The sequence below is a fragment of the Comamonas granuli NBRC 101663 genome (genome assembly GCF_000739995.1).
GTDB lineage: Bacteria > Pseudomonadota > Gammaproteobacteria > Burkholderiales > Burkholderiaceae_C > Simplicispira > Simplicispira granuli.
In genome coordinates this window covers 51,544-69,603 of record NZ_BBJX01000006.1, presented here as the reverse complement: position 1 = coordinate 69,603, position 18,060 = coordinate 51,544, and the positions used below count along the sequence as shown (strand labels likewise).

Here is an 18,060-nt window from a genome sequence, read left to right as displayed (position 1 = left end):
GCGCTCAGTGGAAGTCCCGGCTCTGCGTCGCCAGGCGGCCCAGCAGCGGCGACAAATCCGCCAGGCGGTGCGCGATGAGGTTGCACACCGCCCCCTCGCGCTGCCAGCGCCCCTGCACCAGCAGCAGCCGCGCACCCAGCAGCACCTGGCGCTGCGCCTCCTTGACATGCCGCCAGACGATGACCTGCGTGCTGCCATGCTCGTCTTCGAGCGAGACGAAAACCGTGCCCTTAGCCGTGGGCGGCTGCTGGCGCAGCGTCACGATGCCGGCCGTGCGCACCCAGCGCCCATCGTGCACCTGCTGCAGTTGCGCCGAGGTGCGGAGCCGGTAGCGCTGCAGTTGCGGCCGCAGCAAGGCCAGGGGGTGGCTGCGCAGCGTCAGGCCGACCGAGGCAAAGTCCCAGAGCACCTCCTCGCCCTCGGGTGCGGCGGGCAGCGCCAGGAACTCCTCGTCCACCGGCGCGTCCCGCAGCAGCGCGGGCGGGGCGTGCAGGGCCGCGGCCTCCCACACCTGCTGGCGGCGGTGGCCCGCCAGCGCCGCCAGGGCGCCCGCCGCGGCCAGCAGTTGCATCTCGTGCTGCTCCAGCCGGGCGCGGCGCGCCAGTGCCTCGGCGCTGGCAAAGGGCGCCGCGGCCCGCTCGGCCACGATGCGCGCGGCGCTGGCGGCCGGCAGGCCGTGCACCAGGTGCAGGCCCAGGCGCACGGCGGGGGTGGCGGGCAGGTCCTCCAGCGTGGACTCCACGGCGCTGTGCACCACGTCCACGGGCCGCACCTCCACGCCGTGGCGGCGCGCATCCTGCACGAGCTGGCTGGGGGTGTAGAAACCCATGGGCTGGCTGTTGAGCAGCGCCACGAGGAAGGCTGCCGGCTCGTGCCGCTTGATCCAGGCCGAGGCGTAGACCAGCAGCGCGAAGCTGGCCGCATGGCTCTCCGGGAAGCCGTACTCGGAGAAGCCCTGGATCTGCTCGAAGATGGCCTCGGCGAACTCCAGCGCATAGCCGCGCTCGGTCATGCCACCCACGAGCCGGTGGTAGTACTTCTCCAGCCCGCCCTTGCGCTTCCAGGCCGCCATGGCGCGGCGCAGGCCGTCGGCCTCGCCGGGCGTGAAGCCGGCCGCGAGCATGGCGATCTGCATCACCTGCTCCTGGAACACCGGCACACCCAGCGTACGGCCCAGCGCGGCGCGCAGCGCCTCGCTGGGGTAGGTGACCGGCTCCCTGCCCTGGCGCCGGTTCAGGTAGGGGTGCACCATGCCGCCCTGGATGGGCCCGGGCCGCACAATGGCCACCTCGATCACCAGGTCGTAGAAGCACCGGGGGCGCAGGCGCGGCAGCATGCCCATCTGCGCCCGGCTCTCGATCTGGAACACGCCGATGGTGTCGGCCCGGCAGACCATGTCGTAGGTGGCGCGGTCCTCGGCCGGGATGTCCTGCATGCGGAACACCAGGCCGCGCCGCAGGCCGATCAGGTCCAGCGCACGCCGGATGGCCGACAGCATGCCCAGGGCCAGTACATCGACCTTGAGCAGGCCGGCGGCGTCGAGGTCGTCCTTGTCCCACTCGATCACCGTGCGGTGGGGCATGGCGGCGTTCTCCACCGGCACCATGCGGCACAGCGGGCCCTGGGTGAGCACGAAGCCGCCCGTGTGCTGCGACAGGTGGCGCGGAAACCCCAGCAACTGCTGCGTGAGCGTGATGAGCTGGCGCACGGCCAGGTCGTCCGCCGGGATGCCCAGCTCCGCGAAGCGCTCGGGCCGCACGCCCGCACCGTCAAACCACTTCTGGCCCTTGGCGATGGCATCCACCGTGGCCAGATCGAAGCCCAGGGCCTTGCCCACATCGCGGATCGCCGACTTGGGGCGGTAGCTGATGACCGTGGCGGTGAGGGCGGCGCGGTCACGCCCGTACTTCTGGTACAGGTACTGGATCACCTCCTCGCGGCGCTCGTGCTCGAAGTCGATGTCGATGTCCGGGGGCTCGTTGCGCTCCCGGGAGATGAAGCGCTCGAACAGCACCGACATGCGCGCCGGGTCCACCTCGGTCACGCCCAGGCAGTAGCAGACCACGCTGTTGGCCGCCGAGCCGCGCCCCTGGCACAGGATGCGGCGCGAGCGCGCGAAGGCCACGATGTCGTACACCGTGAGGAAGTAGTGCTCGTAGCGCAGCTCGCAGATCAGGGCCAGCTCGTGCTCGATCAGCGCCTGCACAGAGGGCGGAATGCCCGCAGGCCAACGCCCCTCCGCGCCCTGGTAGGTCACCTGGCGCAAATAGCTGGCGGCCGTGTGTCCTGGCGGCACCACTTCGTCGGGGTACTGGTACTTGAGCTCGTCCAGGCTGAAATGGCAGCGCGCCGCCACGCGCAGCGTCTCGGCCAGCAGCTCGGCGGGAAAGGTCTGCGCCAGGCGCAGGCGCGTGCGCAGGTGCTGCTCGGCGCTGCGCTGCAGGGCATGGCCGCATTCCGTCAGTGGCTTGCCGATGCGCGTGGCCGTGAGCACGTCCTGCAGCGGCTTGCGCGAGCGCACATGCATGTGCACGTCGCCCACCGCCACCAGGGGCAGCGCCGTCAGCTCGGACAGGGTGCGCAGGCGGTGCAGCCACAGTTCGTCGTCCAGGCGGCGCAACTGCTCCACCCCGATCCAGCCGCGGCCCGTGAACTGCCCCAGCGCCCAGCGCCCCATGGCTTCGAGCTGGGCATCGGTGGCCTGGCGGTCCGGGCACAGCAGGGCCAGGCAGTCCGCCAGCTCGGCGCCCGTGATGTGGTCCAGGGTGAGGTGGTAGCTGCCTTTCTCGGAAGCGCGCCGCAGCTGGGTGATGAAGGCGCACAGGTTGCCGTAGCCCTGGAGGTTTTGCGCCAGCACGACCAGGACGAACGGTGCTTCGGTGGTGCCGCGAGGAGCAACGCCAAACTGCGCCCCCAGCAGCAGGGGCAGGCCCACGGCCTTTGCCGCCACATGGGCCCGCACGGCCCCGGCCAGGCTGCACTCGTCGGTGATCGCCAGCGCCCGGTAGCCCAGGGCGTGCGCGCGTTCGACCAGCTCGTGCGGGTGGCTGGCACCGCGCAGAAAGCTGAAGTTCGAGAGGCAGCGCAGCTCGGCATAGTCGGGCAAGGACAGTGCCATGTCAGTCCCCCTTACGGCGCCCATGGCACCCACAACGCAGGCAATCGGCACGGCCCAGGTCAGCAGCCACCGTGCAAGGGCCGCCCCGCCGCATGGGTGGCGTCCCCCTGCCCGCGGCGCGCAGCGCTGCGAGAGCGGGGGGAAGGCGCCGAAGGCGGCTCAGGGGGGTGGCCTTCTCGTCCCTCATGCGTACAACCCATGCAGAAACCAGGCCGTCTCGTCCCCCGCCAGGCGCTGCTGGAACACCCACAGCAGCCCGGCATGGGGGCTGCGGGCAAGCCAGTAGTCGCGCTGCACGTTGAGCGCCTGGGCATCGGCCCCCTGGCCGCTGCGGTGCCACCAGCCGCCCTCCACGCGGTCGGGCCCGAGCAGCAGTTGCAGCGGGCCCTGGTAGTACGGGCGGTGCTGGCGCTCCCGCAGGCGCAGCGGCACATCCAGCAGCCAGGGGGGCTGGGGCAGGCCGGCCCCCGCCAAGGCGCTCTGCGGGACGCGTTCCGCGGACGCCTTGCCGCCTGGCGCGGGGCGGCCTGCCAGGGCGCTGTGCCAGTGCTGCATGTACTCGGGCCGGTGGTCGGCGTGCAGCACGGGCGAGCACACGGCCTGCGGGCCCAGCCGGGCCTGGATGCGCTCGAGCGCCTGCTCGGCGCCCGCGCCCTGGTGCAGGGCATCGGGCAGCCATGCGTGGTTTTCCTCGGCGCAGGGCTCCACCTCATCGGCGTGCAGGGCAATGTCGCCCACGGGTGCATCCAGCACCACGCGGGCCAGGTGCTCGGACAGCAGGCGCATGCAATGCGCCACGCTCTGCGTGGGCCGGGCGGTGCGCACCGTGAGCGCGCCCCCGCTGCCCGCATCGCGCGGGCGCAGCGCGTCGTGGCACCAGTGCAGGGTGAAGGCCCGCACGCCGCAGCGGCGCGCCGCCAGCCAACCCGCCATCTGCACCAGCAGGCGCCTGGCGCCCGCAAGCAGGGCCGGCGCATGCTCCACCCGCGCCATCAGCTCCAGCCGGGCTTCAAAGGTCTGCGGCACGGTGATCCAGTCGTAGGCCTCGGGCTGCAGGCCGTAGGCCTGGTCCAGCGCCGCCAGCAGTGTCGCACCAAAGCGGCGAACCAGGGCAGCGCGCGGCAGGCGGCGCACCTGCCCCAGCGTGCGGCAGCCCACGCGCTCCAGCGTGGCCTGGTGCTGGCCCACAGCCGTGAGGCTGTGCAAGGGCAGCGCGTCGAGCTGCCGGGCCAGGGGGCCCTCAGGCACCCGCGCGCCGCCCTGGCGCGCCAGGGCCAGCGCCGCCAGGCCCGTGGGCGCCCAGGCCACATGCGCGCCCAGATCGGCTGCGCCTTGCTGCACGCGCTGGTGCAGCCGCTCCAGCCCCCCGAACAGGCGCGCCGACGCCGCCAGCTCGGCCAGCGCCGCGCCCTCCCGCAAGGCCACCCGGGGGGTGAACTGCAAGGCCCAGGCGCCCAGCGCCGCGGCGTCAATGGGCGAGGAGCCTGCTGGCTGCGGCAGAGGAAGCAACGCGGCCCAATGCGCGGACATCGGACGACTCCTTGCACACCGGCGCCTGCCCCGGCGCAGGCACGCACGCCAGGCGCGGCGGCAGCACCGCTTGCAGAGGTGCGGGCACTGCCGCCAGCTGCAGCACGCCATCGAACGCAGCGCCCCGGCGCTTGGGGATGCGCACCTGCAGGCCCCAGCCCGGAGCCAAGGCCACGCAGACGCGCAAGGGGGCGGGCGAAGCCTGCTGCAAGGCTGCCATGGGCCGGAACAGGAACACCGGCGCATCGCAGGCCTGCGCGTGGATGTGCAGGCGGCGGATCTGCCCGGGCCGCGCTTGGGGCAGCCAGGCCAGCACGGCCCCGGCCGGGGCGGCCTGGAGGATTTGCTCGGTGGCCCAGAGCCGGTCCGCCAGCACCTCTGCCTGCACCCAGACCAGTTGCGCAGGCGGTACCCCCCATTGCGCCAGGCCGCCCGCATGCGGCGGCTGGGGCGGGCCCACCAGGTAAATGCGGCCGCCGCCCTGCAGCAGACCCGGCAGCGCCGGCCCCAGCAGGCGCCACACGCACAGCGCCGCCGCGGGTTGCAGCAGCTCCGTCACGGCCTGTGTGGGCCAGCCGCCACCGGGCAACTGGCCGTCCAGCAGCGCAAAGCCGGTCGGCACGGTGCGCCCAGCCACGCGCCCCAGGTCCGACCCGCGCCAGACAGCCTGGGCCACAGGGCCCGGCAGCAGAGCGGGATCGAAGGCACGCCCAGGGGCGGCAAAGGCAGGGGCGGACATGGCAGAAAGCGCTGGCAAGATGCAGAAAACTGTATTTATGTACAGTATACGCAAACGGGTTGGCATGCAAGCCCCGGCCCCCTGCCGCGCGCTACACTGACGCAGGTCAAGCTTCTGCCGGCCCTGGCGGTCCCCGCAACGGGCGCGCCGGCAGCGGCCAAAAAGAAGCTGCCATGTCCGACGTGGGCAAGCTCGGCAGCGACAGCGTGGTCGCCTTCTGCGTCGCCCAGTCCCAGGCCGGCGCCGACCACGAGGCCGACTACCGCGCGCTGACCAAGGACAACGGCTACGTGTGGATCCGCGACGTGGTGCACGTGGTGCGCAACGCCCAGGGCGAGCCCGAAGCGCTGATCGGTTTCATGTTCGGCATCAGCGAACAGAAAAAAACCGAGGAGAAATTGCTGGCGCTGCAAAAAGAGCTGGAGGCGCTCTCGTTCAAGGACGGACTGACCCACATCACCAACCGGCGCAGGTTCAACGCCTGCCTGGAGATCGAATGGGACAGCGCCCGCAGCCAGCGCCAGCCTCTGTCCATCCTGCTGTTCGACATCGACTACTTCAAGCAGTACAACGACCTGTACGGCCATGTGCGCGGCGACCAATGCCTGATCGACATTGCGCAGACGCTGAACCTGGCGCTGGACGGCCCGCGCGACCTGGTGGCCCGCTTCGGCGGCGAGGAGTTCATCGTGCTGCTGCCCCAGGCCAACGCCGAGGTGGCCCGCAAAGTGGCCGAACGCTGCCAGCGGCTGGTGCAGAAACAGACCATTGCCCACGCGCAGTCCCCCCACGGCCAGCACATCACCGTGAGCGTGGGCGTGGGCACCGTCGTGGCCGGCGGCCTGGAGAGCACGAAGCCCTCCGACTTCATCGACGCCGTGGACCAGCAGCTCTATGCGGCCAAGAGGAGCGGACGCAACCGGATAGAGATGGTGGTTTTAAGCGATTAAAGTCGTAAACAGCGGTCCAGCATCCATGCCATTGTGCGCACTATCTCGCCAAGTAATCGTCCATCTAAAGTCGTGAACACCGCCGAGTGCGTCGCCATGTCCGTCCAAAGAGAGGCTCACAGCAATCCAGACGAGGCCTTTTTACTACTGCTGTATGAAGCCCCCTCGGAAACCTTGTGCGTTTGCTGCGATGATCAGTCCAGGGCCACATCATCGTAGGGCGATAGCGGTCCCCAGATGGATTCGGGCAGGTTGCGCACCGTCTTGGCTGCGACCGTGTGCATGGACATGGTGGTGATGTAGTCCACGTGAAGCCCCCTCGAATTCCTGAGCCAGTCAGAAATAGAGGCTGGGGAACGTCAACGTCAGCCCACCCCCAACGTCCGGGGTTTATTCTTTTTCGATCGAGGTGCCGTTGGAATAAGGGCGGCTCACTCCACCGTCACGCTCTTGGCCAAATTGCGTGGCTTGTCCACGTCCGTCCCTCGTGCGCAGGCCGTGTGGTAGGCCAGCAGTTGCAGCGGCAGCACGTGCAGGATGGGCGAGAGGGCGCCGTAGTGCTCGGGCATGCGGATGACGTGGATGCCTTCGCTGCTGTCGATGCGCGTGTCGGCATCGGCCAGCACGTAGAGCACGCCGCCGCGCGCGCGCACCTCCTGCAGGTTGCTCTTGAGCTTTTCCAGCAGCGCATCGTTGGGCGCCACCGTCACCACCGGCATGCTGGCGTCCACCAGCGCCAGCGGGCCATGCTTGAGTTCACCGGCCGGGTAGGCCTCGGCGTGGATGTAGCTGATTTCCTTGAGCTTGAGCGCGCCTTCGAGCGCAATGGGGTAGTGCAGGCCCCGGCCCAGGAACAGGGCGTTCTCCATGCGCGCAAAGACTTCGGCCCAGCCGATGATCTGGGGTTCGAGCGCCAGCACGGCCTGCAGGGCCACGGGCAGGTGGCGCATGGCCTGGAGGTGGGCGGCCTCCTCGTCCTCGGTGAGGCGCCCGCGCGACTGCGCCAGCGCCAGCGTGAGCAGGAACAGGCCCGCCAGCTGCGTGGTGAAGGCCTTGGTGCTGGCCACGCCGATCTCGACCCCTGCGCGGGTGATGTAGGCCAGCTCGCACTCGCGCACCATGGCGCTGGTGGCCACGTTGCAGATGGTGAGGGTGTGGCGCATGCCCAGGCCTTGCGCGTGGCGCAGCGCGGCCAGGGTGTCGGCGGTCTCGCCGCTCTGGCTGATGGCCACGACCAGGGTGCGCGGGTCGGGCACGCTGGTGCGGTAGCGGTATTCGCTGGCCACCTCCACCTGGGTGGGAATGCCGGCGATGTCTTCCAGCCAGTACTTGGCCGTGCAGCCGCTGTAGTAGCTGGTGCCGCAGGCCAGGATGAGCACGCGGTCGATCTCCTTGAACACGCGCCAGGCGGCGGTGCCGCCCGGGCCGTCGAACAGCTCGGGCACGACGGCCTGCACGCCTTCGAGCGTGTCAGCAATGGCGCGCGGCTGCTCGAAGATCTCCTTCTGCATGTAGTGCCGGTAGGGGCCCAGCTCGGCCGCGCCGCTGAAGGCCTGCACGGTGCGCACGGGGCGCTGTGCGGGCGTGAGCGGGGCGCGGTCTTTGCCCACGATCCAGTAGCGGCCCAACTGCAGGTCCACCAGGTCGCCCTCTTCCAGGTAGACGATCTGGTCGGTCACCCCGGCCAGGGCCATGGCGTCGCTGGCCAGGAAGTGCTCGGCCCCGTCCTGCCCCACGCCCAGGATGAGCGGCGAGCCCGCGCGTGCCCCCACCACCCGGTGCGGCTCGTCCTTGTGCAGTACAGCAATGGCGTAGGCGCCGCGCAGCGCGCCGACTGCCGCCTGCACGGCCTGGAACAGGTCGCCGTCGTAGTGGCTGTCCACCAGATGGGCGATGACCTCGGTATCCGTCTGGCTGGCGAAGGCATAGCCCCGCGCCTGCAGTTGCGCACGCAGCTCCTCGTGGTTTTCGATGATGCCGTTGTGCACCAGGGCCACGCGGCCGGGACGGCCGTCGGCCCCATCGGCAAGCGGGCCGTAGCTGAAATGCGGGTGCGCGTTGTGCACCGCCGGCGCGCCGTGCGTGGCCCAGCGGGTATGGGCAATGCCGGAGGCGCCTTCGATGTGCTCGGTCTGCACCTGCGCCAGCAGCTCGGCCACGCGGGCCGTGCTGCGCGCGCGCTGCAGGCCCGCGGGGCGCGCGGCATCGGGGCTGGCGGCGTGCACGGCCAGGCCGCAGGAGTCGTAGCCGCGGTATTCCAGCCGCTGCAGGCCTTGCACAAGAATGGGAACGATGTTGCGCCGTGATACCGCGCCGACGATGCCGCACATGGGTTTTCTCCTGCCTGGGGGAAGCGATGGCGCGATGGTAGGCAGGGGCGCGCCAAATTTCAGATTGATTTTTGTATGTTTTTGAAATTTAATTTCGACAAATCACACATGTGAAATTTCCAAGCAAAATCACGTTAAGTATGGAAGAAATCATCCTGGATGCCGTGGACCTCAAGCTGCTGGACCTGCTGCAGGACGACGCCGCGCGCAGCAACCAGTGGCTGGCCGAGCAGGTGCATGTATCGCCCCCCACCTGCCTGCGGCGCGTGCGGCGCCTGCACGAGTGCGGGCTGATCGAACGTCAGGTGGCCATCGTCCAGCCCGAGCGGCTGGCTGCCGTGCAGGGGCATGGGCTGGCGTGCATCGTGGAAGTCGCGCTCGACCGCCAGGGCGCCGAGTGGCTGGACGCCTTCGAGGCCCGCGCCGTGCAGGAGCCCTGCGTGCAGCAATGCTGGCGCGTATCCCCCGGGCCGGACTTTGTGCTGGTGCTGCACACGAGCGACATGCCTGCCTACCTGGCGCTGGCCCAGCGCCTGTTCACGGGCGATGCCAATGTGCGCAACGTGAAGGCCTTTTTTGCCACCAAGCGGGCAAAATTCACAACAAAACTGCCTGTAGCGCTCGCCGCATAAGCACAAGCAGCTATCGTTTTGATATCAACTACCGGGCCAGCAGACACTGACCGTGCAGCCCGCCCCCGGCGCCGCCTGCACGCTCACCGTGCCGCCATGGCGCTGGGCGATGGCGCGCACGGCCGCCAGGCCGCAGCCCGCGCCGTCGAACTCGCTCTCGCGGTGCAGGCGCTGGAAGATGCCGAACAGCGCCTGCGCACGCGCGGGGTCGAAACCCGTGCCGTTGTCCTGCACGCGCAGGGCACAGCGCCCGTCGGCGCCGCGTTCGGCGTCCACGCGGATCTGCGCTGGTTCGCGCCCGCGGGTGAACTTGACGGCATTGCCCAGCAGCTCGGTGAGCAGGGTGCGCAGGAGTTCGGTGTCGCCATGCAGCGCAGGCCAGGCATCGGGCACCTGCCAGTGCACGGCGCGGCCTGCGCAGCGCGGCGCCAGGGCCGCGCGCACCTCGTGCACCAGGGCGCCCAGGTCCACGGCCTGGGGCATGAACGGTGCGCGGGCGATGCGCGCCAGTTGCAGCAGGCCGTCGAGCATGCGGCCCATGCGGCGGGCGGATTGGTCCATGGTGGCCAGGTAGTCCAGCGCTTCTGCGCGGGCGGTGGCGTCCAGGCCGGGCGCGTCCTGCAGCAGCTCGCGCACCAGCGGCCCGAAGGAGGTGATGTGGCGCAGCGGCGCGCGCAGGTCGTGCGAGACGGCGTGGGTCCAGGCCTGCAGGGCCGCCTGCTGATCGGCCAGCGCGGCGTCGCGCCCGGCCAGCAGGGCGCGCAGTTCCGGGGCATCCAGCCCGGCGTAGGGGCCGGGCTCGGGGGCTGGCGGCGGCACGGGCACGCTCATGGCTTGGGCTGCTTGGTCGGGCGCTGCCAGTTCGCAATCGCCAATTGCTTGCCGCGCGCCACACCCAGGGCGCCCGCGGGCACGTCCTTGGTGATGGTGGAGCCGCCGCCCACCGTGGCGCCGGCGCCGATGGTCACGGGCGCCACCAGCACGCAGTTGCTGCCCACGTGCACGTCGGCCTCGATCACGGTACGGTGCTTGTTCGCGCCGTCGTAGTTGGCGGTGATGCTGCCCGCGCCGTAGTTCACGCGCTCGCCCACCGTGGCGTCGCCCAGGTAGGCCAGGTGGTTGGCCTTGGCGCCGTCGGCCAAGGTGGAATTCTTCACTTCGACGAAATTGCCGATGTGCACCTCGCGCCCCAGCACGGCGCCGGGGCGCAGGCGCGCATAGGGGCCCACGAGGGCGCCCGCGCCCACGCTGGCGCCGAGCTTCTCGCCGTCGATGTGGGTGTAGGGGTGGATGACCGCGCCCGCCGCAATGCGCGCATTGGCAATGCAGCAGTGCGCGCCCACCTGCACGCCTTCGCCCAGCTCCACGCGGCCGGTGAAGATGCAGCCCACGTCGATCTCCACGTCCGGCCCGCAGAGCAGCTCGCCGCGCACGCCGGTGCGCGCGTCGTCGCGCAGGTCAAAGCGGGCGGGGTCCAGCAGGCGCACGCCCTGCTCCATCAGCGCGCGCGCCTGGCGCAGTTGGTGCGCGCGTTCGAGCTCGGCCAGTTGCAGGGGGCTGTTCACGCCGGCCACCTGCAGGGCATCGTCGATGCGGTGGGCCACCACCGGCAGCCCGTCGGCCACGGCCATGGCGACGATGTCGGTGAGGTAGTACTCGCCCTGGGCGTTGTCGTTGCTCAGGCGCGCCAGCCAGGGCTTGAGCTGGCGCGCGGGCACGGCCATGATGCCGCTGTAGATCTCATCGATGGCGCGCTGGGCCTCGCTCGCGTCCTTGTGCTCGACGATGCCCGTCACCCGCCCCGCGGCATCGCGCAGGATGCGGCCATAGCCCGCGGGGTCGGGCAGGCGCACGGTCAGCAGCGCCAGTTGCCCGCCGGGCACGGCCTGCGAGGCCGCCACCAGCGCGCGCAGCGTGTCGGCCTGGGTCAGCGGCACATCGCCCGAGAGCACGACCACCGTGCCGTCGTCTGCCAGGCAGGGCACGGCCTGCTGCACGGCGTGGCCGGTGCCCAGTTGCGGCTCCTGGCGTACGAATTTGAGGTCAAATGAGGCCGCAGCGCCCGCCAGGCCTGCGGTAGCAGCTTCTACTTCTGTAGCACCGTGGCCGGTGATGACGATGGCGCTGCGCGCCTGCAGGTGCGCGGCCTGGTCCAGCACATGGTGCAAGAGGGGACGGCCCGCCAGACGCTGCAAGACCTTGGGCAGGCGGCTTTTCATGCGCGTGCCCTTGCCCGCGGCCATGATGAGGATGTCCAGTGCGGTGGGAGTGGGAGTCATGGGGCGCCATTATCGGCATCGGGCGCGGCGCAGACGCAAAAAAACGGGCCGCGGCCGCCTGCCAATGCAAGCCGCAGCGGCCCGTCCAGAGGGCATATCAGGCGTTCGGCCAGGGGGTCAGGCGCAGCACAGTTCGGCACCGCCCGGCCCCACCTGGGCGCGTTGCCACCAGGTGGGCAGGGGCTGCGCCCGCTCGACGGCCTGCAGGCGGTACTGCAGCGGCGCCGTGCCCACGGATTCGACCACCACCTGCTGGCCCGCAGGAATGCGCAGGCTCTGGCCCGCGTGCAAGAAGCCATCGCCTGCGCGCTCGCCCGCCTGGCCGTGCGGCCCATCGCCCAGCGTGACCCAGGCCTGGCCCTGCACCACGCGCAGAACGGTGGCGCGCTGCCCCTGCAGGCTGTGCGCCGCGCCCACGGCGAGCGTGCGCACCTCCCGTGCCGCAGCCCCGGCGGGGGCGGTGAATTGTTGCAGATTGCGAAGATAGGCGAGTTGCATGGCGATCTCCTGGAAAACCCTAGGTACACCTCTATGATGCGCCGCCAAAATCACGCAGTCCAATGAATTCATGGACGGTTATTGATTACATTTCCACATCAATCAACGCATGCATGACACCCCCCACCCCCGGCTGCGCACGCGCCCTGTGGCGCTGGGGCACTGGCGCGCCTTTCTGGCCGTCGCCCGGCACCTGAACTTCCGCGCCGCCGCCGACGAGCTGGCCCTGACGCAGTCGGCCGTGAGCCGCCAGATCCAGGCGCTGGAGGACGACGTGGGCGTGGCCCTGTTCCTGCGCCACACACGCGCCGTGGAGCTCACCAGCGCCGGAGCGCAGTTGCTGCACGCCGTGGCCCCGGCCATCGAACGCATGGACGCCGCCGTGCGCCAGGTGCGCCTGCAGGCCGGGCGCAAGAGCGTGGCCATTTCCACCTGGGCGAGTTTTGCCTCGATGTGGCTGATCCCGCGGCTGGAGCAGTTCCAGCGCGACAACCCGGACATCGACATCCGCATCGACACCACCGACGCCAAGGTGGACCTGGAGATCTCCGACGCCGACCTGGCGCTGCGCTACACACAGCCCGGCCCCGGCACCCAGGGCGCCGAACTGCTTTTTGGCGAACAGCTCGCCGTGGTCGCCAGCCCCTGGCTGCTGCAGAGCGCCGGACCCATACGCACCCCTGCCGACGTGGCGCGCTTCACACTGATCGACGCGGGCGACGCCCACCGCCTGCCCTACCTGGAGTGGCTCACCTGGCCGCGCTGGCTGCAGGCCTACGGCCAGGCCGACCTGAGCCCCAAGCGCTGGCTGTACTTCAACTACGCGCACCAGATCGTGCAGGCGGCCCTGGCGGGCCAGGGCCTGGCGCTGGCGCGCCTGCCGCTGATCACCGAGTCGCTGGCCGCGGGCGACCTGGTGGAGGTGCTGCCCGCCTACCGGCTGGACTCGCCGCTGGCGTACTGGCTGCTGGTGGCACCGCGCAGCAGCCAGCGGCCCGAGATCCGCGCCTTCTGCGCCTGGCTGCAGGCCCAGGCCCTGGCCACACGCCTGGCCATCGGCGACATCGCCGCCCCGGGCACGCACCCGGCGGCGGCGTAATCGCTCCTGAATCCATAGCTGCTCGCGCTTGCTGCGCAATTGCTGAAGGCCAATTTTCCCCAAACGCCTGACAACAGATCTGCGGCCCCCGGGGCCTCTCAGGCCAGCGTCACGCGCGCAAACTTGCGCTTGCCCACCTGCACCACGTAGCTGCCTGCGTCGAGCTTCAGGCCCTTGTCGCTGACCACGCTGCCATCGACGCGCACGCCGCCGCCGTCGATCAGGCGGCCCGCCTCGCTGGTCGAGGGGGCCAGGTTGGCCTGCTTGAGCAAGGCGCCTATGCCCAGCGGCGCGCCGCAGAGCTGCACTTCGGGAATGTCGTCGGGCACGCCGCCCTTGCTGCGGTGGATGAAGTCCTGCTCCGCCGCCTCGGCCGCCGCGGCGCTGTGAAAGCGCGTGGTGATTTCCTTGGCGAGCAACACCTTGGCGTCCTTGGGGTTGCGCCCGCCGGCCACCTCGGCCTGGAGCGCGGCGATCTCGGCCAGGCTGCGGAAGGACAGCAGGGTGTACCAGTCCCACATCAGGTCGTCGGAGATCGACAGCACCTTGGCGAACATGGTGTTGGCGTCCTCGGTGATGCCGATGTAGTTGTTCTTGGACTTGGACATCTTGTCCACGCCGTCCAGGCCCACCAGCAGCGGCATGGTCAGGATGCACTGCGGCTCCTGGCCGTATTCCTGCTGCAGGTGGCGGCCCATGAGCAGGTTGAACTTCTGGTCCGTGCCGCCCAGCTCCAGGTCGCTCTTGAGCGCCACGGAGTCGTAGCCCTGCATCAGCGGGTACAGGAACTCGTGCACGCTGATCGACTGGCCCGTGGAAAAGCGCTTGTGGAAGTCGTCGCGCTCCATCATGCGCGCCACGGTGTACTTGGCGGCGAGCTGGATCATGCCGGCCGCGCCCAGGGGCTCGCTCCATTCGCTGTTGTAGCGGATCTCGGTGCGTGCCGGGTCCAGCACCAGGCTGGCCTGGCGGTAGTAGGTCTCGGCATTGGCCTTGATCTGCTCGGGCGTGAGCGGCGGGCGCGTGCTGTTGCGGCCCGAGGGGTCGCCGATCAGGCTGGTGAAGTCGCCGATCAGGAAGATCACCTGGTGGCCCAGGTCCTGCAACTGGCGCAGCTTGTTGAGCACCACCGTGTGGCCGATGTGGATGTCGGGCGCCGTGGGGTCCAGCCCCAGCTTGATGCGCAGCGGCTGGCCCGAGGATTCGGAACGCTGGAGCTTTTTCACCCATTCGTCACGCGGCAGCAGTTCGTCTGCGCCCCGCAGGGAGACTTCCAGCGCCTGGGCAACGGCGTCGGACAGGGGAGTTTGGGCAGGGGAGGAATGCATAAGGGTTTTCTAGGGTGTGCACTCCACAAGCTTGGCTATACTTGCGCGCACATTGCAGGAGCGGGGATTTTACGTTCCCCTGTAGCCCGGTGGCACCGGGCCCTGCCGCATGACTTGCTGGCGCGCCCGCGCCGCCCGGCTCCTCCGGGCCCCACGCGCGGGCGGCCTCCAGACCTGGGGATCGACTTTTGACACACGGCCTGACCACCGCCCGCGCCGCCTTGCTTGAGCGTCTTGCACAAGGCATCCAAAACCACCCCCGCCGCATCACCGCCCTGATCGCCGCCCTGCTGCTCACCGGCGGCGGAGGCGCCTTCGCCGTCGCCTCGCTGGGGCCCGACCCCGCCGAGCTGCCGGTGCACACGCTGGCGCTGCCCGTCGAGTCCCTGGCCAGCGGCGCCTCGCTGGCCGACCTGACCGAGCGCCCGGGCTTCTCGCTGTTCCGCAGCGAGCAGGTGCGCAGCAGCGACACCGCCGAATCCCTGCTGCAGCGCCTGGGCGTAGCCGACCCCCTGGCCGCCGCCTTCCTGCGCCGCGACGCGCTGGTGCACCGCAACATCCTCGGGCGCACCGGGCGCCTGGTCTCCGCCGAAACCAGCGACGACCACCGCCTGCTGCGCCTGACCGCACGCTGGGCGCCGGACGACAGCGGCAACTTCCAGCGCCTGGTGGTCGAGAAATCCGACCAAGGCTTTGTCTCGCGCATCGAAACCGGCACGCTGGCCAGCTCCTCGCGCCTGGCAGGCGGCGTGATCCAGAGCTCGCTGTTCGCCGCGACCGACGCCTCCGGCATCCCCGACAGCGTGGCCGTGCAGTTGGCCGAGCTGTTTTCCACCGACATCGACTTCCGCCGCGCCTTGCGCAAGGGCGACCGCTTCTCCGTGGTGTACGAAACCCTGGAGGCCGACGGTGAGCCGCTGCGCACGGGCCGGGTGCTGAGCGCCGAATTCGTCAACAACGGCAAGACGCACCAGGCCATCTGGTTCCAGGAGCCCGGTGCCAGCAAGGGTGCCTACTACGCGCTGGACGGCCAGAGCAAGCGCCGCGCCTACCTCGCCTCGCCACTGGAGTTCACCCGCGTCTCCAGCGGCTTCGCCATGCGCTTTCACCCCATCCACAAAACCTGGCGCGCGCACCTGGGCACCGACTTCGCGGCGCCCACGGGAACGGCCGTGCGCACCGTGGGCGACGGCGTGGTCGAATTCGCCGGGGTGCAGAACGGCTTTGGCAACGTGGTGTTCATCAAGCACCGCAACGAGCATGTCACGGTGTACGCGCACCTGAGCCGCATCGACGTGAAGAAAGGCCAGTCCGTCGCGCAGGGGCAGACCGTGGGTGCCGTGGGCGCCACGGGCTGGGCCACCGGGCCGCACCTGCATTTCGAGTTCCGCGTGAACGGCAAGCAGCAGGACCCCATGACCATCGCCCGCCAGAGCGAGGCCGCTGCGCCCATCTCGGCCGCCGCCCGCCCGGCCTTCGAGCGGCTCGCGGGCCTGATGCGCGTGGAGCTGTCCTCCGCCGCCCTGGTCACCCAGGCCAGCGCCGAATAAGCCTGCCGGCGCAGCCCAGGCGCCTGCCACCGGCCGCCCGCCCATGCCCGAGCTCTACATCGGCCTGATGTCGGGCACCTCGCTGGACGGGGTGGACGCCGTGCTGGCCGACCTGTCCGGCCCGCGCTGCCGCGTGCTGCACCACCATGCGGCCGCCTTTGCGCCCGGCATGCGCGCCGAGCTGCTGGCGCTCAATGCCAGCGGCCCCGACGAACTGCACCGTGCCGCGCTGGCAGCCAACGCCCTGGCACGCTGCTATGCCCAGGCCGTGCACGCCCTGCTGGCGCAGGCCGGCTGTGCGCCGGCCGCCGTGCGCGCCATCGGCGCCCATGGGCAAACCGTGCGCCACCGGCCCGGCGCCTTCGACGGCACGGGCTATACCCTGCAACTGAACAACCCCGCCCTGCTGGCCGAACTCACCGGCATCTGCGTGGTCGCCGACCTGCGCAGCCGCGACCTGGCCGCGGGCGGACAAGGCGCGCCCCTGGTGCCCGCCTTCCACCAGCAGCAGTTCGGGCAACCGGGCCAGGACGCGCTGGTGCTGAACATCGGCGGCATCGCCAACCTGAGCGTGCTGCGTGCCGACGGCAGCGTGCTGGGGTTCGACTGCGGCCCGGGCAACGCCCTCATGGACCACTGGTGCCAGCAGCACCTGGGCCAGGCGTTCGACCGGGACGGCGCCTGGGCGGCCAGCGGCCGGGTGGCGCCCGCGCTGCTGGCGCTGCTGCAGGCCGAGCCCTACCTGCACCAGGCGCCGCCCAAGAGCACAGGGCGCGACCTGTTCCATCCCGGCTGGCTGGAGCAGCACCTGCGCGCGCTCCCGCCGCTGCCCGCCGCCGATGTGCAGGCAACATTGCTCGAATTGACCGCCAGCGCTTGTGCAGCAAGCGCCACAAGCTATAAAAACAATAGTGAATTTCTGGCCGTGTGCGGCGGTGGCGCTTTCAACGGGCAGTTGATGGCGCGGCTGCAGGCATTGCTGCCGGGCCTGCGCGTGCAGCCCACGGACACACTGGGCCTGCCCGCCCTGCAGGTGGAGGCCGCCGCCTTCGCCTGGCTGGCGCGCCAATGCCTGCACGGCCTGCCGGGCAACCTGCCCAGCGCAACGGGCGCCCAAGGCGCCCGTGTGCTCGGGGCCATCTACCCCGCGTGAGATCCGGTGCCCGCCAGCGGGCGCCGCTCAGGTCGAGAAGCTCGAACCGCAGCCGCAGGTGGACGAGGCGCCCGGGTTCTTGATGACGAACTGCGCGCCCTGCAGGTCTTCCTTGTAATCGATCTCGGCGCCCACCAGGTACTGGTAGCTCATGGCGTCGATCAGCAGCGAGACGCCGTTCTTGGTCATCACCGTGTCGTCTTCGTTGGTGATTTCGTCGAAGGTGAAGCCATACTGGAAGCCCGAGCAGCCCCCGCCCTGCACGAACACGCGCAGCTTGAGGTCGGGGTTGCCCTCTTCAGCGATGAGATCGGCCACCTTGGCTGCCGCGCTCTCGGTGAAGATGATGGGATCGGGCATCACTTCGTCAGGGGTTTCTTGGACTGCGGCATTCATGGGCTAACTCCGGTTCGGGTCGGCAATGCTACTGCAAAGCACGCCGAGCTTCATTTTCACGAGTTGTTTGCCGCCAATTTCAGTGGGGGCTTTTCCTCCAGCACGACGTCGGCGGGAAACATCTTCCCGCAGATGGTGGCGCCCTGGTGCATTTCCAGGGTCTTGTAGTGCACGTCGCCCGCAATGCGCGCCTTGGGCTGCAGCTCCAGCATGCTGGCGGCATGCACCGGCCCATGGATCTGGCCGTTGACGATCACATGGTCGGCGTGCACGGCGCCCTCGACGCGGGCCGTGGCCGAAATCACCAGCAAGCCAGCCGCCCCGGGGCCCACACGCACGTCGCCCACCACCTCGCCGTCGATGCGCAAGCCGTCGGTGAATTGCACATTGCCCTCGATGCGGCTGCCCTCGGCGATCAGACTCTTGATGGGCGGCTGTTTGTTGCGGGAAAACATGGT

15 protein-coding genes are annotated in these 18,060 nt (G+C 70.1%); 5 read left to right on the top strand and 10 right to left on the bottom strand.

The features are described 5' to 3' along the window. Positions 1-4: 4 nt before the first annotated feature. The 3 genes from CGR01S_RS07900 to imuA form a co-directional block, all read right to left on the bottom strand. Entirely contained in the window at positions 5-3,118 is a 3,114-nt protein-coding gene (locus tag CGR01S_RS07900; RefSeq protein WP_042424867.1) for an error-prone DNA polymerase, read from the bottom strand. A gap of 183 nt (positions 3,119-3,301) precedes the next feature. After that, a complete protein-coding gene (locus CGR01S_RS07895; RefSeq protein ID WP_084690603.1) occupies positions 3,302-4,648 on the bottom strand; it encodes a Y-family DNA polymerase in 1,347 nt (448 codons plus the stop codon). Then, positions 4,587-5,387 (bottom strand): translesion DNA synthesis-associated protein ImuA, encoded by an 801-nt coding sequence (gene imuA, locus CGR01S_RS07890; protein WP_042424861.1) that lies wholly within the window; start codon positions 5,385-5,387, stop codon positions 4,587-4,589. Before imuA ends, CGR01S_RS07895 begins: the two co-directional genes overlap by 62 nt. A 173-nt stretch (positions 5,388-5,560) precedes the next feature. On the opposite strand from imuA, the gene CGR01S_RS07885 reads away from it, so the two are divergent. Next, on the top strand, positions 5,561-6,337 hold the full coding sequence (locus CGR01S_RS07885; protein ID WP_084690602.1) for a sensor domain-containing diguanylate cyclase: 777 nt from the start codon (positions 5,561-5,563) through the stop codon (positions 6,335-6,337). A gap of 431 nt (positions 6,338-6,768) precedes the next feature. Here the strand turns inward: CGR01S_RS07885 and glmS are convergent, their stop codons facing one another. Next, positions 6,769-8,667 carry a glutamine--fructose-6-phosphate transaminase (isomerizing) gene (gene glmS, locus CGR01S_RS07880; RefSeq protein ID WP_042424858.1) on the bottom strand — a complete coding sequence of 633 codons (1,899 nt, stop codon included), beginning with the start codon at positions 8,665-8,667 and terminating at the stop codon, positions 6,769-6,771. Positions 8,668-8,807: 140 nt separating this feature from the next. On the opposite strand from glmS, the gene CGR01S_RS07875 reads away from it, so the two are divergent. Further along, complete coding sequence (locus CGR01S_RS07875) at positions 8,808-9,299, top strand: Lrp/AsnC family transcriptional regulator (RefSeq protein WP_042424855.1); 492 nt, start codon at positions 8,808-8,810, stop codon at positions 9,297-9,299. A 24-nt stretch (positions 9,300-9,323) separates the two neighbouring features. Here CGR01S_RS07875 and CGR01S_RS07870 read toward each other — a convergent pair whose 3' ends face one another. From CGR01S_RS07870 to CGR01S_RS07860, 3 genes are all read right to left on the bottom strand, one after another. Next, on the bottom strand, positions 9,324-10,130 hold the full coding sequence (locus CGR01S_RS07870; RefSeq protein WP_042424852.1) for a sensor histidine kinase: 807 nt from the start codon (positions 10,128-10,130) through the stop codon (positions 9,324-9,326). Next, complete coding sequence (gene glmU, locus CGR01S_RS07865) at positions 10,127-11,578, bottom strand: bifunctional UDP-N-acetylglucosamine diphosphorylase/glucosamine-1-phosphate N-acetyltransferase GlmU (RefSeq protein WP_042424850.1); 1,452 nt, start codon at positions 11,576-11,578, stop codon at positions 10,127-10,129. Before glmU ends, CGR01S_RS07870 begins: the two co-directional genes overlap by 4 nt. Before the next feature lie 117 nt (positions 11,579-11,695). Next, positions 11,696-12,076, bottom strand: a complete 381-nt coding sequence (locus CGR01S_RS07860; RefSeq protein ID WP_042424847.1) for a DUF2917 domain-containing protein — start codon at positions 12,074-12,076, stop codon at positions 11,696-11,698. 109 nt (positions 12,077-12,185) lie between these two features. Here CGR01S_RS07860 and CGR01S_RS07855 point away from each other — a divergent pair, with 109 nt between their 5' ends. Next, on the top strand, positions 12,186-13,175 hold the full coding sequence (locus CGR01S_RS07855; RefSeq protein ID WP_042424844.1) for a LysR substrate-binding domain-containing protein: 990 nt from the start codon (positions 12,186-12,188) through the stop codon (positions 13,173-13,175). A gap of 98 nt (positions 13,176-13,273) precedes the next feature. On the opposite strand, the gene tyrS is transcribed toward CGR01S_RS07855, so the two are convergent. Further along, positions 13,274-14,503 carry a tyrosine--tRNA ligase gene (gene tyrS / locus CGR01S_RS07850; protein WP_042424841.1) on the bottom strand — a complete coding sequence of 410 codons (1,230 nt, stop codon included), beginning with the start codon at positions 14,501-14,503 and terminating at the stop codon, positions 13,274-13,276. A 188-nt stretch (positions 14,504-14,691) separates the two neighbouring features. Here tyrS and CGR01S_RS07845 point away from each other — a divergent pair, with 188 nt between their 5' ends. Both CGR01S_RS07845 and CGR01S_RS07840 read left to right on the top strand, forming a co-directional pair. Continuing rightward, positions 14,692-16,053 carry a M23 family metallopeptidase gene (locus CGR01S_RS07845; RefSeq protein WP_042424838.1) on the top strand — a complete coding sequence of 454 codons (1,362 nt, stop codon included), beginning with the start codon at positions 14,692-14,694 and terminating at the stop codon, positions 16,051-16,053. A 43-nt stretch (positions 16,054-16,096) separates the two neighbouring features. Then, a complete protein-coding gene (locus CGR01S_RS07840) occupies positions 16,097-17,206 on the top strand; it encodes an anhydro-N-acetylmuramic acid kinase (RefSeq protein ID WP_042424835.1) in 1,110 nt (369 codons plus the stop codon). A 27-nt stretch (positions 17,207-17,233) separates the two neighbouring features. Here CGR01S_RS07840 and erpA read toward each other — a convergent pair whose 3' ends face one another. Together erpA and CGR01S_RS07830 are read right to left on the bottom strand one after the other, a co-directional pair. Next, positions 17,234-17,566, bottom strand: a complete 333-nt coding sequence (erpA, locus tag CGR01S_RS07835; RefSeq protein ID WP_156967533.1) for an iron-sulfur cluster insertion protein ErpA — start codon at positions 17,564-17,566, stop codon at positions 17,234-17,236. A gap of 92 nt (positions 17,567-17,658) precedes the next feature. Continuing rightward, a complete protein-coding gene (locus CGR01S_RS07830; RefSeq protein WP_042424830.1) occupies positions 17,659-18,057 on the bottom strand; it encodes a bactofilin family protein in 399 nt (132 codons plus the stop codon). Between the last annotated feature and the right edge of the window lie 3 nt (positions 18,058-18,060).

Coding starts and splice junctions, on each gene's coding strand:
- CGR01S_RS07900 (WP_042424867.1), bottom strand. CDS start 3,118: ATGGCACTGTCCTTGCCCGACTATGCCGAGCTGCGCTGCCTCTCGAAC.
- CGR01S_RS07895 (WP_084690603.1), bottom strand. CDS start 4,648: ATGTCCGCGCATTGGGCCGCGTTGCTTCCTCTGCCGCAGCCAGCAGGC.
- imuA (WP_042424861.1), bottom strand. CDS start 5,387: ATGTCCGCCCCTGCCTTTGCCGCCCCTGGGCGTGCCTTCGATCCCGCT.
- CGR01S_RS07885 (WP_084690602.1), top strand. CDS start 5,561: ATGTCCGACGTGGGCAAGCTCGGCAGCGACAGCGTGGTCGCCTTCTGC.
- glmS (WP_042424858.1), bottom strand. CDS start 8,667: ATGTGCGGCATCGTCGGCGCGGTATCACGGCGCAACATCGTTCCCATT.
- CGR01S_RS07875 (WP_042424855.1), top strand. CDS start 8,808: ATGGAAGAAATCATCCTGGATGCCGTGGACCTCAAGCTGCTGGACCTG.
- CGR01S_RS07870 (WP_042424852.1), bottom strand. CDS start 10,130: ATGAGCGTGCCCGTGCCGCCGCCAGCCCCCGAGCCCGGCCCCTACGCC.
- glmU (WP_042424850.1), bottom strand. CDS start 11,578: ATGACTCCCACTCCCACCGCACTGGACATCCTCATCATGGCCGCGGGC.
- CGR01S_RS07860 (WP_042424847.1), bottom strand. CDS start 12,076: ATGCAACTCGCCTATCTTCGCAATCTGCAACAATTCACCGCCCCCGCC.
- CGR01S_RS07855 (WP_042424844.1), top strand. CDS start 12,186: ATGCATGACACCCCCCACCCCCGGCTGCGCACGCGCCCTGTGGCGCTG.
- tyrS (WP_042424841.1), bottom strand. CDS start 14,503: ATGCATTCCTCCCCTGCCCAAACTCCCCTGTCCGACGCCGTTGCCCAG.
- CGR01S_RS07840 (WP_042424835.1), top strand. CDS start 16,097: ATGCCCGAGCTCTACATCGGCCTGATGTCGGGCACCTCGCTGGACGGG.
- erpA (WP_156967533.1), bottom strand. CDS start 17,566: ATGCCCGATCCCATCATCTTCACCGAGAGCGCGGCAGCCAAGGTGGCC.
- CGR01S_RS07830 (WP_042424830.1), bottom strand. CDS start 18,057: ATGTTTTCCCGCAACAAACAGCCGCCCATCAAGAGTCTGATCGCCGAG.